Source organism: Neomoorella stamsii, from assembly GCF_002995805.1.
In the GTDB taxonomy this organism is placed as follows: Bacteria; Bacillota; DSM-521; order Neomoorellales; family Neomoorellaceae; genus Neomoorella; species Neomoorella stamsii.
Genome location: NZ_PVXL01000067.1, coordinates 39,493 through 55,920 on the forward strand (window position 1 = coordinate 39,493; position 16,428 = coordinate 55,920).

The 16,428-nt window shown below is 50.6% G+C and carries 12 protein-coding genes; 5 read left to right on the forward strand and 7 right to left on the reverse strand.

Annotated elements, in window-relative coordinates; translation table 11 throughout:
• Positions 1-43 precede the first annotated feature (43 nt).
• From MOST_RS17365 to MOST_RS14375, 3 genes are all read left to right on the forward strand, one after another.
• Positions 44-196 (forward strand): hypothetical protein, encoded by a 153-nt coding sequence (locus MOST_RS17365; protein ID WP_157049498.1) that lies wholly within the window; start codon positions 44-46, stop codon positions 194-196.
• 99 nt (positions 197-295) lie between these two features.
• Entirely contained in the window at positions 296-457 is a 162-nt protein-coding gene (locus MOST_RS17370; protein WP_157049497.1) for a hypothetical protein, read from the forward strand.
• Complete coding sequence (locus tag MOST_RS14375; protein ID WP_054937520.1) at positions 444-692, forward strand: RpnC/YadD family protein; 249 nt, start codon at positions 444-446, stop codon at positions 690-692. Before MOST_RS17370 ends, MOST_RS14375 begins: the two co-directional genes overlap by 14 nt.
• Before the next feature lie 259 nt (positions 693-951).
• On the opposite strand, the gene MOST_RS14380 is transcribed toward MOST_RS14375, so the two are convergent.
• Positions 952-2,013: a TolC family protein gene (locus MOST_RS14380; RefSeq protein ID WP_054937519.1), complete on the reverse strand. Its 1,062-nt coding sequence runs from the start codon at positions 2,011-2,013 to the stop codon at positions 952-954.
• 139 nt (positions 2,014-2,152) lie between these two features.
• Positions 2,153-4,315: a copper amine oxidase N-terminal domain-containing protein gene (locus MOST_RS14385; RefSeq protein WP_054937518.1), complete on the reverse strand. Its 2,163-nt coding sequence runs from the start codon at positions 4,313-4,315 to the stop codon at positions 2,153-2,155.
• 554 nt (positions 4,316-4,869) lie between these two features.
• Here MOST_RS14385 and MOST_RS14390 point away from each other — a divergent pair.
• Both MOST_RS14390 and MOST_RS14395 read left to right on the forward strand, forming a co-directional pair.
• The gene (locus MOST_RS14390) at positions 4,870-5,463 is read left to right on the forward strand and encodes a sigma-70 family RNA polymerase sigma factor (RefSeq protein ID WP_054937517.1); all 594 of its coding nucleotides are present in this window, start codon (positions 4,870-4,872) and stop codon (positions 5,461-5,463) included.
• Positions 5,464-5,474: 11 nt separating this feature from the next.
• Positions 5,475-6,542, forward strand: a complete 1,068-nt coding sequence (locus MOST_RS14395; protein ID WP_054937516.1) for a zf-HC2 domain-containing protein — start codon at positions 5,475-5,477, stop codon at positions 6,540-6,542.
• Positions 6,543-6,564: 22 nt separating this feature from the next.
• Here the strand turns inward: MOST_RS14395 and MOST_RS14400 are convergent, their stop codons facing one another.
• The 5 genes from MOST_RS14400 to MOST_RS14420 all read right to left on the reverse strand — a co-directional run bounded on the left by MOST_RS14400 (position 6,565) and on the right by MOST_RS14420 (position 16,361).
• The gene (locus MOST_RS14400; RefSeq protein ID WP_054937515.1) at positions 6,565-9,804 is read right to left on the reverse strand and encodes an efflux RND transporter permease subunit; all 3,240 of its coding nucleotides are present in this window, start codon (positions 9,802-9,804) and stop codon (positions 6,565-6,567) included.
• Complete coding sequence (locus MOST_RS14405; protein ID WP_054937514.1) at positions 9,804-11,018, reverse strand: efflux RND transporter periplasmic adaptor subunit; 1,215 nt, start codon at positions 11,016-11,018, stop codon at positions 9,804-9,806. The genes MOST_RS14400 and MOST_RS14405 overlap by 1 nt, the downstream gene beginning before the upstream one ends.
• Before the next feature lie 143 nt (positions 11,019-11,161).
• The gene (locus tag MOST_RS14410) at positions 11,162-12,289 is read right to left on the reverse strand and encodes a TolC family protein (protein WP_054937513.1); all 1,128 of its coding nucleotides are present in this window, start codon (positions 12,287-12,289) and stop codon (positions 11,162-11,164) included.
• A 72-nt stretch (positions 12,290-12,361) separates the two neighbouring features.
• Positions 12,362-14,827, reverse strand: coding sequence for a copper amine oxidase N-terminal domain-containing protein (locus tag MOST_RS14415; protein ID WP_054937512.1), 2,466 nt, complete (start codon positions 14,825-14,827; stop codon positions 12,362-12,364).
• 421 nt (positions 14,828-15,248) lie between these two features.
• Positions 15,249-16,361, reverse strand: coding sequence for a zf-HC2 domain-containing protein (locus MOST_RS14420; RefSeq protein ID WP_054937511.1), 1,113 nt, complete (start codon positions 16,359-16,361; stop codon positions 15,249-15,251).
• Positions 16,362-16,428 lie beyond the last annotated feature (67 nt).

The window sequence follows — 16,428 nt, forward strand, 5'->3', positions numbered from 1 at the left end:
ATTTCCCGGAGGCGTCTTCCGTCCCGACCTGGACCTCAAATAGGTGCTGGGCAGCATCACCACCCTCTGTGCCGGCTATTTCACCAACAAGGATATCCTGGCCATCCTTTGGGAAGAGGACCCCCTGAGCCCCGGTAATATGGAAAAAAGGCTCAAGCATATTACCGTTCTGATTTTAAACCACATCGTCGCGTGACCTGCACTACTCACGGAAGGTTGTTAAAAATTTCGATAAAGACTTCTTTCCATCTCCCTATGCTGTGATATAATATTTTTAGCGAGAGGGAGTGGAGAATTGCCCAACAAACTATGGCACCCGGTTTTTGTGACGGCTTTAAAGGAGGCGCTGTCCGACGCCCCGCCGGGCCAGGTAGAAATCCAGGCAGAGGTAGCCCTTTCCTCCCGGCCGCTGGCCCAAAGAAATGGAGAAGGTGCAGCAACTTATGTATTCGCCTGAAGAAAGGCAGCGGATTAAAGAGATCTTTAATAAGTCTCCTATAATGCAGGAATGGCTCAAGGAATGGTCCGAACAGGCCAGGATTGAGGGCCTGGCCAAAGGCCGGGCGGAAGGTCGGGCTGAAGGCGCCCGGGAAGGTAAAATCAAAAAGGCCCAGGAGGCCATTTGCACCTATCTAAAAAATAAAATATGCTCCCAGAGCTCCCAAATGACTTGCCAAAGTCAGGAAAATTAACGACCTGGAACTACTTGATTCTATAATGGTTCAACTTTTCCAGGCAGCTACCAAAGAAGAAGCCCAGGCGATTATCCAGCAGGCGCTGGAAAAAACGAACGGTTCGTAACTCAATAAGACAGCTTTTTTCTTAGTCTGTTACTAATTAAGCCGTACCCGCTAAATGGTACGGCTTTTGTTGCATAATAAGTTATCATGCCGCAAATGGTGACCTTTATCATTTATTACTATTATGCTTTAAACACCTGTTGAAGCAGTATTAATTATAAGCCCACGGTTTTTCTAGAGCTAGCTTATAATAGGCATGATCTAGAGTTAACTGGAGTAACTTTTGCTGAGCATCAGCAAGGTTCCATTCTGCTTCTTTAACGTCGCTTTTCGTTGCCATACCTATTTCATATTTAATCCTTGTTACCCTTAAATTTTCTTCTGCCAGGCGAAGGTTATCTTGAGCTACAGGGTAATTTTCTTCCAAGGTCTTTACACTATTATATAGACTGCGTACCAATTCCTTTACCTGGTCGGTGGCCATACTAGCCTGCAGCCTGGCGATTTCAATATCTTCATCGCTGATATTGTCATCCCAACCCTTCAATCTTTCTTTCAGACGGGCATTTTCTACGGCTGCCATTACACTCGGGCTCTCATCCAGGGCCAGGCTTTGCTGGGAGGCTAACTCACCTTGGAATGGCTTAAAATCTACCTTATCAACAAGTACCGGCCTGGCATCCTCTGGCAGGCCGATAAGTAAACACAGGGCTCTATATGCCTTATCCATCTCGTTCCTGTCTGCTGCCAGGGCTGCCCTGCTACCCGCCAGCTGGGTTTCTATTCCTATAAGGGCCTGCTTGCTAATTAAGCCGCTTGTAAAACTCAGCCGGGCATTATTGAGTTTTAGTTCATCCTTTTGTACAGTTAAAGTAGCCAGGGAAACCTGAGCCTCTTTTTTTAAAACATCATAATAGGCCTTATGAGTTGCCAGAATAACACTATCTTTTACTGCTGCCTGCTTCTTCCTGGCTACTTCATAGCCCATCTTGCTCTGCTCCCTGGCGACATAAAGAGGTTCTACGCCGGGAGTATAGTCGGTAGCCCAGTTTGGACTAAACCTGGCCAGGGCATAGGCAGCATCATCCTTTAACTCCTCGCTTTTTTGCAATTCAAGCTCGCTTATTTTTAAACTGTCACTATGCAGCAAGGCTTTCTTGATTGCTTCTTCGAGGGTTAATTCCATCTCGTTATTTTCTTCGGCCCTAGCAGGCATTACCATCAACATCAAGAACAAGAAAACCAACATAACAATTGTTGGCAGCCGCCGCATTATCCCACTCCTTATACTTCTTGAATTAAACCTGCTGTTAAAGTCTCCCCTTTTTATAATCTGTATCAATATTTAGATAACCCATAGAAAGAAGCTGAGCCCGGGTTAAAGCCCGGGCTCAGCAAATTTGGTTGGTTACTTATTCCAGATTCATGGTCACGGTCTGGGTGGCTTCGTCATAGCCGACGCTGGCACCCAGGGCCTGGGCGATGAACCGGAAGGGCAGCATGGTGCGGCCACTAGCAACCTCAGGAGCAACGTCCATGGTCAGGCTGATGCCGTTGACCTTCAGCACGTTGCTGCCAATGGTCATCTGGACGGCAGTAGTACCCTTCAGCACGGTCACGGTCTGGGTGGCGTCATCCCAGAAGATGTTCTCCGGATCCACACCCAGGGCGTAGGCGACGTAGCGGACAGGCAGGTAGGTCCGGCCGTCTTTTACGTAGGCGGCTACGTCCATGGAGTACTGGGTGCCGTTGACGGTGTAGGTGCTACTGCCGATGACGAAGGCGGCGGTACGTTTGGTGGCGGAAACTACCATAGCATTAACTACTTTACCAACATTTTTGCCAGCAAAGTCTTTGTCGTAGGCTGGATTATCTTCTAGTAAGTCATAGCCCTCTACCAGAGCATCCCCGCCGATGGAAACCTCCACATCGCCAACTGCCCGGATATCCACTTCGTATTTAATGTTGCTGATGGTAATGGTGTCAATGCCGCCGGTAAGACCAACATTTGCCAGGTCTAGCTCTACAGAATCAACACCACTACTTCCGAAGGACAAAGCGCTACCATTATTGACAGCGTACTTCGGTTTCTCAGCAAACTTGAAGCCAGATGGCAGAGAGAATTTAATCTTGCCAGTTCCAAGTGAAGTCTTCGCGGTTTCAGTAATTACAATGTCCCCTGCAGCTTCTTTGAGACCGCCGACTTTAATTTCTGCGGGCGTGGAGGAAACTTCAACCCTCGCCAACACTTCACCAACAACAACTGTACCTGTGGCACCAGCAGTTCCGCTTAAAGTTACTTCTAGATCACCAGGAGTAGCGCTGGGAAGCACCTTAACGGTTGCATCGGTGATCTTAATTTCAGATTTGCCTTCTACATTAACCTTCGTCCATAAGCTCTTGCCATCATTATAAGGTGCCGCTGCGACTAAAACATCCCCAAAGGTAGCATCTTTATCCGCAACCCACTTAAGCCCATCAGGCAAGGTAAGAACGACAGAATCACCCTTTGTAAAGGTCCCGGAACTCTTTAAGACGATTTCATCAATCTTCTTGGCAGTTTTGGTACCTACATACAGCTTGTCACTGCTTGTGTCATTAACGCTGGCAGTTACATCTGAGGTCCCAATCGTAGCAATTGTAAGTGTCGTCGTATCAATATCTGAATCGTCGGGGCTAGAAACAGTTGCGCTAATATCCCCTTCTGGAGCACCAGGGAGAATTATCAGGAGAGGAGTAAAGCTGATTTTATCTGCAAAGGCACCAGATTCCCCTGTCACTTGGAGAGTAATTTTATCGCTAGCTATGGATGCAACTTTAACCTTCAGGCCATAGTTACCTGCAATTTCATCATTTAGAGCTTTACCATCAATTCCACTGAACTGGTAGTATTTTGTGGAGGATAATTTTACTTCTATATTACTGTTCGCCGTTAGATCTCCAGGTAGGGCTTCCTGTAAAGTAACTTTGGCCGCTTTTTTGCCATCGCCCTCGCTAACGGAAGTTGGTGCAGCGGCTGTGGCGGTTACTTTACCAGAGCCAACGAGACCTACAGTTTTCTCTACTGTGCCAAGATCCCATATGGTCGTCCCAGCATTATCTTTTGCCTTAGCTGTTACTTTTACTTTGATTTCCGAGGCTGCATTCTTGAATACTTTAGTTTTATAACCGGGTTCGCTAAATCTAACTAATACCGTATCCACGTTCGCAGAGCCATATACAGAAAGCACACTCTTATCCGGAGTGCCTGTTAAAGCAAGAGGGTTGTCAGTGCCAAATTGTATATATTTACCGGCGTCTGTTGCGTTAGCAGGTATTGTTTGAAACTCGACCCCTGTAGGAAGCTCTACAGTTACATATATTTTTCCATCCATTTTATATGCAGAATCAATACTAAGCTTAATCCAGCCAAGGCTTTGATATACCATATCAGATACAGTATATTTCTTTACAGTTTCGTTAACAGAATTACTAACCGTCACCGGGTCCCCTGCAAAAGCAGTACCAAGTGGTAGCAGGGTTAGCAAGAAAGCTAAAATAACAATCACCGATAACGCTTTCTTATTCCTTTTCAACTATTTTCCCTCCTTGAGATTTTTGCCCATATGTAGGGCGGTTGCGTTCACTTTCCTTTCGGCCCGGGCGGCCAATCTTACCCGCTACTCCCCTCCTTCGCTCTGGTTTCGCATACCTTGCTGCGACTTAGCGCTGCGACTGGTGCTGCGATACAGGCAATTATGCCCGGATGAGGAATTTCCTGCGTGCCCGACCAGCATCGCTACTGGTTTGGACAGGTTTTCCTCACCCAACCAGTTTATTAGACACCGCACCGCGGTAAAAAGTTCCCAGGGCCCGTAAAAAATTTTAAAAGGACATATGTAATATAAAGTATAATTTTAACGGAACCCGCCAGTAAAACGCTCGCCTGAGATATTTGTTACTTTCTGCCAGGTTGCAGTATAGATAGCCCTGCGATATACTTAGTAATGATAGCATGAGGGCATTAAAGCATGATTTCGTCTTCTTATAGAAAATTTCCTTACGGATAACGTCCTTCACGGGAACTTTTTGTCTTTCAAAGTTGTCTAATAAGTGTCCGGGGAATACCGGGCCTCCAGGGGTGTTCTTCTTGAACCTTGGGAGTAAAAAGGCGCCGGGCAAAAAAAATGGCGCTGTTTCCTTTGAAGAACTGGTCCTGACCTATCAGGATAAGGTATATAACCTGAGCTACCAGCTGACGGGTAACTATACCGATGCCCAGGACCTGGCCCAGGAGGTCTTTGTCAGGGCCTACCTGGGGCTGGATAAATTCCGGTATGAGGCCGACCTGGGCACCTGGTTACACCGCATCACCGTAAATTTATTTTTAAACCTGCGGCGGAAAATAGCCCGCCACCCGGCTGTTTCCCTGGACGCCCCCCTGGATACGGGGGAGGGGGAAATCACCAGGGAAGTGGCCGCTGCCGGGGGTGACCCCCAGGAGCTGTTAGAGGAGCTGGAGCTGAAGGGCTTTGTCCGGCGGGCCTTAAGGCAGCTGCCAGCGGAGTACCAGGCGGTGCTGGTGCTGCGGGAACTGCAGGGTTACAGCTATGAGGAAATCGCGTCCCTGCTGGGATGTTCCCTGGGGACGGTAAAGTCGCGCCTGAACCGGGCGCGGCAGGCCATGAAAGAAAAAGTAATGCAGATGGCAGAGGAGAAGCCGCCTGAACACAGGCGGCCTTGAGGTGAGGAGTTATGCAGTGTCGTGAAGCGCGGGAGTTCTTCTCGCCCTGCCTGGACGGGGAACTCTCCCCGGCGGAAAAAGCGGTTCTCCGGCAGCACCTGGACAAATGCCCGGCCTGCTGCGCGGAATTAAAGCGGTGGCAGGAGATTTCCCGGGCGTTACGGGGGTTGAAGGCACAGGTAGCGGTGCCGCCGGGCTTCCTGGCGGCGGCTAACGCCAGGCTGGCGGCCCGGCAAAGGGTACGTACCTGGCAGGGTATCAGGCGCTGGGTGGCTGCCGCTGCGGCCGTGGCTGTACTGGCCGCCGGTTCCATAAGCTACGCTGCCCGGGGATTATGGCAGCACCTGCCTGCTCCTGTAGCCAGGGTGCAGCAGGGCGGTGGCCAGCAGTTAGCTGTTGATAATCCCCATCCAGACGTGGAGCAACCAGGCACAAATCTACCGCCGGACAGCGGGTACAGCCAGCCGGTAAAGCCGGACGGCCAGCAGCCGGACAGCGGCAACGCGCCGGGTAAAAATCAGCTGCCGGTAACTGCGCCTGGCAATGGCGGGGGGCAGCCTGTGACACCGGACAGCGATAAGCCAGGCCAGCAACCCACACGGCTGGCTGACAGCGAGCCATATACCGCCCGGACCTTTTTAAGCGCCGAGCGCCAGGCGACCAGTACCATGATAAAAATCACCGTTCAGGATGATATAACAGGGACCAAAGCAAAGGCTTTAAGTTTAGCCAGCAGCAGCGGCGCTACCGTCCAGGTCATCGCTGACCAGGATAATGGCCAGGTGAAGCGGGTAATCTACAAGTTCACCGTGGCAGAAAGCCAGGCCGCCGCCCTCCTGGCTGGATTGAGCCAGCTGGGCCAGGTAATTGCCAAAAATACCAGCACTCAGGACCTGACGCAGCAGTTCAGCGCCACCCTGGAGCAGTACCAGGCCAAAGTAGCCCAGGTGAACGCCGCCGCCGACCCGGAGGAGAGGGCGAAGCTCAGTAAGGAAGCTAAAGCCCTGGAACAACAGCTCAGTACCTGGGAAGAGGAAACGAAACAGTACACCATCATATTATGGCTAGAGACGAAATAAGGGACCGCAAGGTCCCTTATTTCTACCGGCCTGCGCCGCCGGGAGGCGTATCCATGTGAACGGCCGGGGCGGAGGGGCCAGTGCCTATACCGCCAGCAGCCTTCTTGCCAACTATAAAATAGAGCAAAGGAATGACAACAAGAGTTAAGAGCGTCGCTACCAGGGTGCCAAAAATAAGGGATATCGCCAGCCCCTGGAATATAGGATCGAACAAGATAACAAAACTCCCGACCATGACAGCAGCAGCTGTTAATAGTATAGGTTTAGCCCGGACGATGCCGGCTTCAATTACGGCTTCTTGTAAGGGTATGCCTTCCTCAACCCGCTGTTTGGCAAACTCAACAAGTAATATCGAATTGCGGACGATTATACCGGCAAGGGCAATAAAACCGATCATGGAAGTCGCTGTAAAGAAGGCTTGCATCAGCATATGCCCGGGTATGATACCTATTAAAGTTAAAGGTATGGGCGACATAATCACCATCGGTACGACAAAGGACTGGAACCAGCCGACAATCAACAAATACATCACAATTATGCCGACCATAAAGGCCAGGCCTAAATCGCGGAATACCTCGTAAGTAATCTGCCATTCCCCGTCCCACTTCAGGCTCACTCCTTTCTCGTCTTCCGGTTGACGGGTAAGGTATATTTTTACAGGTCGGCCGTCGCTGGAAGTAAGGGATTTTATTTGATCGCGAACCGCCAGCATGGCATAGACCGGGCTCTCCTCTTTTCCCGCCACATCGGCTACCACGTAAATGACCCGCTGCAAATTCTTATGGTCGATGGTTTTATCGGCCAGGCCCTTTTCTAACTCGACCAGCTCGGCTAAGGATACAAGCTGGCCGCCGGGAGCCTGTACCTTATAAGACAGCAGGTTCGCCATATCAGAGCGCTCGGCCCTGGGAGCCCGGACTATTACTTTTGCCCCTTCCAGGCTGCCTGACTGGTCCATGGTGCCGGCCTCATAACCGCTCAAAAGTAAGCGTATGGTACGGACAATTTGATCTTCAGTCACGCCGCTTGCCCGCGCTTTATCTTTAATGTTAAAACGGTACTCAGTCTGGTCATCATTGACAAACCAGTCAACGTCCACTACCCCGGGGGTATTCTTCAGGATTGCCATTACTTTACTTGCCACCGCGACCTGGTCACGGCTGTTTTCACCATAAATCTCAGCCACCAGCGTCGATAGCACCGGCGGGCCGGGGGGTACTTCAGCTACTTTTACGTTAGCCCCGTATTGCGCCGCAATCTTTTGGACCGCCGGGCGGATTTCTTTGGCGATATCATGGCTTTGTTTACGGCGCAAGTGCTTGGGTAATAAGTTTACCTGGATATCGGCATAATTGCTCCCTTCCCGCAGGTAATAGTGCCGCACCAGGCCGTTAAAATTAAAAGGAGCGGGAATGCCAACGTATAATTGATAATTGGTTACCTCATCGACAGTTTTGAGGTAGTCACCGATAGCCAGGGCTACCTTGCTGGTTTGCTCCAGGGTTGTACCCTCGGGCATGTCAACTACAATTTCAAATTCGCTTTTGTTATCAAAGGGTAACATTTTAAAAGTAACCATCTTGCTTCCAATCAAGCCGAAGCATAGCAACAGCAAGAAAACTACCCCGCCCAAAAAGAAATTTCTTCTCCAGGGGTTCTCCAGGAGGGTATTCATCATCACTGAATACCTGCTGGCAAGAAGTGAGGTGGCGACCGCCGGTTGGCCGCAACTCTCGCTATGTTGCCGGCGTAAGAGACGGAACGCCGCCCAGGGGGTTACGATAAAAGCTACCAGTAAAGAAAAAAACATGGCTACGGAAGCGTTGATTGGAATCGGGCTCATATAGGGACCCATCAAACCGCTGACAAAGGCCATAGGTAAAAGGACGGCAATTACCGTAAAGGTTGCCAGGATGGTCGGGTTACCGACTTCATCGACAGCTGAAACTGCTGTTTCTATATCGCTGCATTTTTTCATGGTGAACCAGCGGTGAATATTTTCGATCACGACAATAGCGTCATCAACTAAAATGCCGATGGCAAAGATTAAAGCGAAAAGGGTAACCCGGTTTAAGGTGTAGCCAAACATCCGGCTTAAAAATAAAGCAATCGCCAGGGTAACCGGGACAGCTACGGCAACTATTATTCCCGCCCGTATTCCCAGGGTTATACTGATAAGTATAGTGACTGAAAGGGTAGCTATAAGCAGGTGCTTGATTAATTCATTAGATTTTTCGGCTGCCGTTTCACCATAATTCCTGGTAACTGTGACCTCTACTCCTGCAGGAATGACCTCTCCTTGTAACTTGTGAACCTTGTCAATAACTTCTTCGGCAACTTTAACCGCATTGGTGCCTTTCTTTTTGCTTATCGAAATAGTTACCGCCGGGTATACTCCTTTTTCCTCCGCCTGGGACCCCGTGCCAAAAAATACATAACTATCGACTTCCTGGGGACCTGCCTTAATGGTGGCTACATCCCTTAAATAGACCGGTTTACCATCTGCTACTGTAATTAAAAGGTTGGCTATCTCATCTTCATTACGGAAAAAATGACCTGTTTTAACCAGGATTTCATTGTTATTACCATTAAAACTGCCGCTGCCTAAAGCAACATCAGCCTGCTGCAACGCCCCCGCTACTGCCAGCGGGGAGAGACCATAGGCGGCCAGCCTGCCGGCATCCAGGTATACATTGACCTGCTCCGGGCGGCCGCCGTAAATTTTGGTGTCGGCCACATTTTCAATTTTCTTTAATTCATCCTCCACGACCAGGGCAATTTTTCTTAACTGGTAATCATTGAACTCTTTGCTCCATAGAGTAAAGGTTACAATTGGGACATCGTCAATGGATTTTAATTTAATTATAGGTTGCGTAACCCCTGGCGGCAGGCGATCTAAATTGGCAAATATCTTGTTGTATAACTTAACCAGGCTGGCCTCCGGGTCCGACCCCACCTTATAGCGAACCGTCACCAGGGCCATTTCTGCCCGCGAAGTCGAATAGACATATTCCACGCCTTCGATTTCCCACATAAGCTTTTCCAGGGGTTTGGTAACTTTTGTTTCCACTTCCTCTACTCGTGAGCCGGGGGCGGCTACCATAATGTCTACCATAGGCACTTTTATCTGGGGTTCTTCTTCCCGGGGTGTAACTAAAACGGCCATCGTGCCCATTAAAAGGGTAGCAATGATTAGCAGGGGTGTTAACCTGGAATTAATGAACTTCCGGGCTATCTGGCCGGCCAGGCTATATTGTTTCATTAGTGGTAATTCACCTCCACCTGCATGCCATCTGCCAAGCTTTCCGCTCCTTTAATGACAACACTCTCCCCAGGGTTTAACCCGGATAAAATTTCGATGCCGTCCTTTAATTTTTTACCCGGTTCTACATAACGCAGGTGGGCCGTTCCCTCAGCATCGACGATATATACCCCGGAAAAATCATACTTTTTGATGATGGCCTCTTCGGGTAGCACAATACCCTTTTTAAGCCCGGCAGGCAGATATACCCTGGCAAACATCCCCGGTTTGGTGCCGTTTTTTTCCGGCAAGTCAATTTTAATCTTAAATGTCCTAGACACAGGATCAACGGCAGGGTTTATTTCCGCAACCCTGCCGGTAATCTCTTCCTCCAGCGTATCTACTTTAATTTTTAAAGGATCACCGCGATGAATATCCTGCAGGTATTTTTCATTCACGGCCGCTTCCACCCTCCAGGGCGGCCTATCAACAATCAAGAGGGGCTGTCCCGGCCCCACCAGGTCGCCTTCTTCGGCCAGCTTTTGGACAACATAACCGTCAAAAGGAGCGTTTATACCGGCATAGCTTAATTGAATGGCCATTGCCTCGACACCTGCCTGGGCCTCTTTTACTTTGGCCATAGCCTGTTCCCGCTGGGCCAGCAGGGCCTGTTCCTGGGCTTCTAAACGCTCCATTTGCGCCTTCGTTGCCTTGAAACGCTCAGTGGCGTTATCAAAATCCTGGCTAGTGGCTGCGCCCACCTGGAAAAGCTTTTTTGTTCGTTCATAAGTGCTTTGGGCGTTAGCCAGGCTGGCCTCCGCAGCCTTCTTAGCCGCGGCTACGTCTTCTAAAGCGGCTTCTGCTGCATTGACAGCCTTTAAAGCTTGTTCCAGGCCGGCCCTGGCCTGGTCGCTGCGGGCAATAATCTCGCGCTGGTCCAGGCTTACCAGCAACTCGCCACTATGGAAGCTATCTCCTTCGCGGACATAAATCTTCTCTACATGAGCCATTATTTTAGAAGCCAGTTTAACCCTTTCCTGGGGAATTACAGTAGCGGTAACATGGGAAGCTTCTGTAATGGGTTGTTCCTTTACCTTGATTGCCGTTACTTTAATTTTTTCCCGGCCAGCCTCATCTTTTTTTATATCAGCATGGCCTTTTTTCCAGGCAGCGGCGGCCGCTACCAGGATAGCCACAACTGCAATAATAACCAGGAATTTTGTCTTCCCCCTCATAAATTGGCCTCACCTTTTCCCCTTAATTAAATTTGGTTTTATTATGCTGATGTAATGGTTCGCTGTTAATGGCTTTTTGCGAAATATAAAGGATTAAAATGTAGCTTACAGACTGCAAGCTACATGATTGAAAACAATCGATTTTACTGGTTGTTATTATAAAACTGACTTATTTCCTTGCCGGTAAGCCATTTGAAAACCGCAACACTAGCAAAATGAGCTGCTTTTAAAGAATTTAAAGCAGTCGCCGCTTCAACAGCCCCTGCCTCTAATTTAAGGAGTTGTTCCCGGGTAATTACCCCTACTTCATACTGCACCTTGCCGGTGCGGGCATTTTCCTCAGCAGCAGCAACCCCTTTCTGGGCTGCAACAATTTGTTCTTCCAGGTTTAATATGTCGCGGTACGCTTTCCTTACCTGCTCGCGTACGGCATCCTCGGCACTGAGCCGGGCAAAATTAACGGAGTAGACGTCATGTTCTTCCACGTCGTAATCTTTAACAGCAGTACCGTTAGGTCCATAGGTAAAGGGATAATCCAGATCCCAGTTTTCAATGTCGGTTTTCCGCCGCAACAGCCAGACGTCATAATTTGTATCTACTGCCCTCTCTGCTTCTACCTCTACGTCCTGGATAGCCAACTTTCTATAATCGGGAACAATAACCTCGTAACGTTTACTTAATTCAACACCCATGAGCCTGTTTAAGGCTTCATAAGCTTTTTCCAGGTTATGCCGGGCAACTTCCAGACTCTTTTGCGCATTTTCTGCCTGGGCCTCTATACCGCTTAAATTCGCTTGCGTCGCCATGCCTACGGCTACCATAGCCTGCATATTTTTTAGCGATACTGTGTCCCTGCTGGCAATAATCTCTGCTCTTTTTAAATTTTCCTGGGCGGTAACAACATCCATATATTTACTTATAATATCCAGGGCTAGTTTGCGCCTTGCCTCTTCCAGTTCCCTTTTTTTAATGCGCCAGTTGATATCTACATTTAACAAGCTGGTCCACATGCTTTGAGCTTCCGCAGTTCCTGCTCCCACTCCGGGAGCAGGAACATAATCGACATCATCGGCCACATCTTTTCGCTGTTCCCATAACCGCTCCACCTGTTCTTGAATGGACTTTAAATCGTTGCTATTTTTTAGCGCGGTATCTATGGCCTCCTCTACCGTCAGGGGTTCCTGGCCATAGGCGCTACCAGCTGGTACGAGTAAGCTCATTACAAGCAGAACAATAAAGACTGGCAGCCATTTTTTGCCGGGGTGGTACATTATGTTATCCCTCCACAATATACAGGGGACGGGACCGTTAAAAGCGGCCCCGTCCCAGCACCATATACAGCGCTACAGGGTCATGGTTACCGTCTGGGTGGCTTCATCCCAGTCAACCTGGGCACCGAAGGCCTGGGCAACCCAGCGGAAGGGCACCATGATCCGGCCGTTGACCTCCTCGGTGGGTACGTCCATGGTAATGGGGGCACCATTGATGGACATGATCATGCTGCCAGGAATTACCTGGACAACCCGGCCGTTGCCGATAAAGGTTGCGGTCCTGCCGTCCCAGAGGATATTCTCGGGAGTAATCCCCAGGGCGTAGGCAGCATAACGTATGGGCAGGTAGGTCCGGCCGTTCTTCGTATAAGCAACTACGTCCATGGTGCTCTGCACGTCATTGACAGTGTAGGTGTTGCTGCCAATTACGAAGCTAGCTGTCTTCTTACCAGCTTCACCGGGCGCCGGAGTCACGACCCTGGCGATGAGCGCCTTGGCCGCCGTGGAGGTCTTCGGGAAGATCTTGTAGTCGCTTCCTACTACGAAGGCCTCTTTTCCGGCCACCTTAAGGGTTGTACCATCATACTCGTATTCCTTCTGCACTTCTGTCTTATCGTTCACTTCGGCCACAGCAGGACCCTGGACCTTGGCGATGACATCACCGTCGGGAACACTCCGGTCGGCAACAATTTTGATGCCGCTGATTTTGATAGTGCTGGCTACTGAACTCTTGGTATCAACCGGGATTACCAGCTGGTTATCATCGGTATTGCTGGCTCCGATGGTGCGAATATCTCCGGACAGGAATTTAATGTTACCTTCAACAACCTCTACTTTCGGAGCAGCAGCAAACTTTACTCCTTCCGGCAGGTCGATGATTAAATCCTTGTCATCGTCAATAGCACCGGCGTATTTTTCTTTCACAAGCAAATCTCCGACTTCCGTTACTTCACCGGCTTTAACCTCGGCGGTTGCGGAAGCTTCCATGGTTACGGGGGATTCAACTTTGGCCACCACAACACTGCCACTGACCCCAGCCGTACCGCTGGCCTCAATCACCAGATCGCCGCTCGAACCGGGCTCCAGAGCAACTTCCATGTCCTCGAGCACCAGTTCAGCGCCTTCGCTCGTCGATTTACCCCTGACTATCCACTTGGCATCGCGCCCGTCGGTGCCGGGGAAGCCGGCAAACTCCAGGCTCACGCCCTTATCGCTGTCCTCATCGATCTTATGCCACTTGGCGTTGGCGGGAAGAGTCAGGATAATAGTCCTTCCCTCCACCAGGCTGCCGGCGATGGATTCTTTGATCACGACCTTGCCAATCCTGGCGTCGATCTGGCCGGAATACAGCAGCGGCGCATCCGTAGCTTCCAGGGTCGATTCATACTGGCCGTACTCGGCAATGGTTAACTCGCTGGGAGTTAAGTCGCTCTTGCTACCGGTAGTGGAAATAATTACATCTCCCCGCTGGGCGTCCTGCTCATCTACTACCGCGATATTGATCTTGATCTCGAAGGCGGTTTCCTTGTAGGTCCCGTCGCGGCCATCCGCTGTCTCCAGGACCCAACCCCCGTCAGGAGTACCGTCATTGTTGATGTCCTTCTGGGGGTCCCATACCTTGAGATTTACTTTTAACTCGTCATCATTAAAACCGGTAAATTCTAAACCGATGGCAGGCTGAGTTTGATCGGCCGGTTTATTGGAAGTATCGCTTAATGTGCCGGTTGTATAAACAATCTGGTCGCCCCACAGACGGGTTACCGTCAGCCCGTCGCTGATCCACTCAAAATCAGAGGGTAACTTAAACTTCAGCGATTCGCTGCCGCTATCCAGAGCGCTGGGCTTTTTCTCAGTTACACGAATCTTAATCGGGTCATCAATCGTATTGTCGCTAAAGGACGGGATGTTGGTCGCCGCCAGCTCTACCTTGTTAGCTCCGGTGACCACGCGGCCAACTACTACGCTCCCGCTGGGGAAACCAGAACCGCTGGAGGTAGTGGCGGTCAATTTAATGTCGCCGTCAAAGCCGCTATCTACATAAACGCGCGGGAATTCAAGTTTAATTATGGAAGCGTCGGTAGGCTCGGTACCATTCATTGGCTGCGGTGTGCCTACCACAGTGAGCTTGAATTCTTCATCGCTGACCTGACTTAAGGCAATATCGGTAATTTGGGTAAGTTCGTTAATCTTACCGGCCAGCGAATATGGGACAAACGCTTTGACCGTAATATTGCCGGCGCTGTCTTTTAAGTACGCATACTCACCAACAGTATCATAACCACTAATGCTGCCGATCACGAAATCACTGGGAAACATCAGGTTAACCGAATCGCCCCGTTTCAACGTACCACCGTCAATTTCGATTACTACGCTGCCCAGTTCCTGCCACACACCGTCCAGCACGCTGGGCACCGTAAGGGCCCGGTACTCGCTGGCGGCCAGGGCGCTTCCCGCACCCAGGGGGAACAGGGTAACCAGCAGGGCAAGGATTACCAGTACTGAAACCAGTTTGCCGCGCTTTTTAATACTTCTCGCCATTTTTTACCCTCCCAATAATTTTAAGTTGCTCTTCTCCGGGACTTGCTTCCGGCCCGGCGGCGCTTGCAGCGCCTTACCCTTAGCCATACCTGCTCCTGCCCTTTGCTTTTACCTCACAGACATTTCCCAACTGCTCCTCAGGTAACTCGGCCCCGCTGGTTACACTGCCTTTTCCACGAGGCCACCCCCGGGACCAGGAGATCCCCCGGGACACCTTTTTGCTTCTCCTGGTGGCCGTCTCGTCCCGTTAATGGCACTCCTGGCACCCCACGGGTTATGATGCCGGCCAGGGAAGCTTTCAGCAGTCAGGATAGCATCCCCCCCTTCACAGGTTTCTCCCCCGCCTTCGGCGCTAGAAACTCCGGCAGGAAGGTGTTTTTCTTAACAACCTCCCCGCTAACTGGTTATCCAAAATCATTACCTATCTGGCTATAAGCCATATGTTTACGATTTCGTGACCGGCCTCCAGCGATTCTTTTTCTAATGCTGCCAGCTGTTGTTGCAGCAGGTTAAGCATGCCAGCGCTGGCAGTTGCCTTTTCCTTTTGTCCAGCCAGCAGGTGGTATTCGGCCAGCTTCCTGTTGTACTCCGCTGTGATGTCATTTGTCTCCTGATGGCGTTCCAGTTCTTCCCCCAGGGTAGCTACTTCCTCGATCAGCTTGCCTGCTGCTTCCACCGGTACTACCAGGCGGAGTATAGTCTCTTCCTTTTGCCATACCCACACCACCTGTGGGGATTCCGCTCCTGCCTGCCTGGCCAGGGCTAATACCTTCTCTTGAACCGCTGGCAGGTCAGCTACCTTCAGCTTGAGCAGCGTACTACGGCTATGCCTGGTATTGCTCAGGAAAACCCGAGCGGGCTGACCTTCTTGTTTTTGGGATGCTGGTTGCGGGCTGGTTACTTCAGGCTCTTGCCCTGAGATTTGTCCCTTATTCGCTTCTTGCTGGGGTTTAGCGGGTTCAGGGTTGGTTTTTCTCGTACTTACCTGTTGCGTTACCCTTCCTTCGTTTATATCCTTAAGGGCAGCTGCTTTCCCGGCAGATCCTGTCTCCTTGGGTGCCTTTCCACCATCTCCACGTTGTCCCGGTAAATTTGTTTCCTGGGTTTGTTCCCCTGGGGCCAGGGCTACCGCCGGGGGATCTACTGGCGAGCTGTCCTGCCAGGCCATACTTCCATCCGTTGCGCCCCCTGCCCCTTCCTTGTAGGCCAGGACCACGGTGCCTCCGGCCAGCACCGCCACTGCCGCCGCTGCCGCCAGGTGTCTCATCCAGGCAGGCCTCCGTAGTGCAGCATTCGCTTCCCGCTGCCGGGCCTGCTGCTCTATCCTGGCCATGACCGCCGTGCTGAAACCCGGCGGTGCCTTAACCTGCCTGTATATTTCCTGTAGCCCCGCGGATATTTTCCTCTGGGCTTCCAGTTCTTCACGACAGGCGGGACAAACGGCAAGGTGCTTTTCTATCTCGTCTCTTTCTTTAACCCCTACTTCATTGTCAAAGTAAGGGGAAAGCAAGCGCCGGGCCTGTCGGCAGTTCATATCAGTCATCCCTCCTCCAGCCGTTCCGGCTTTTTGCTCCCGGAGCTACACGCGGTCTCTTCCACCG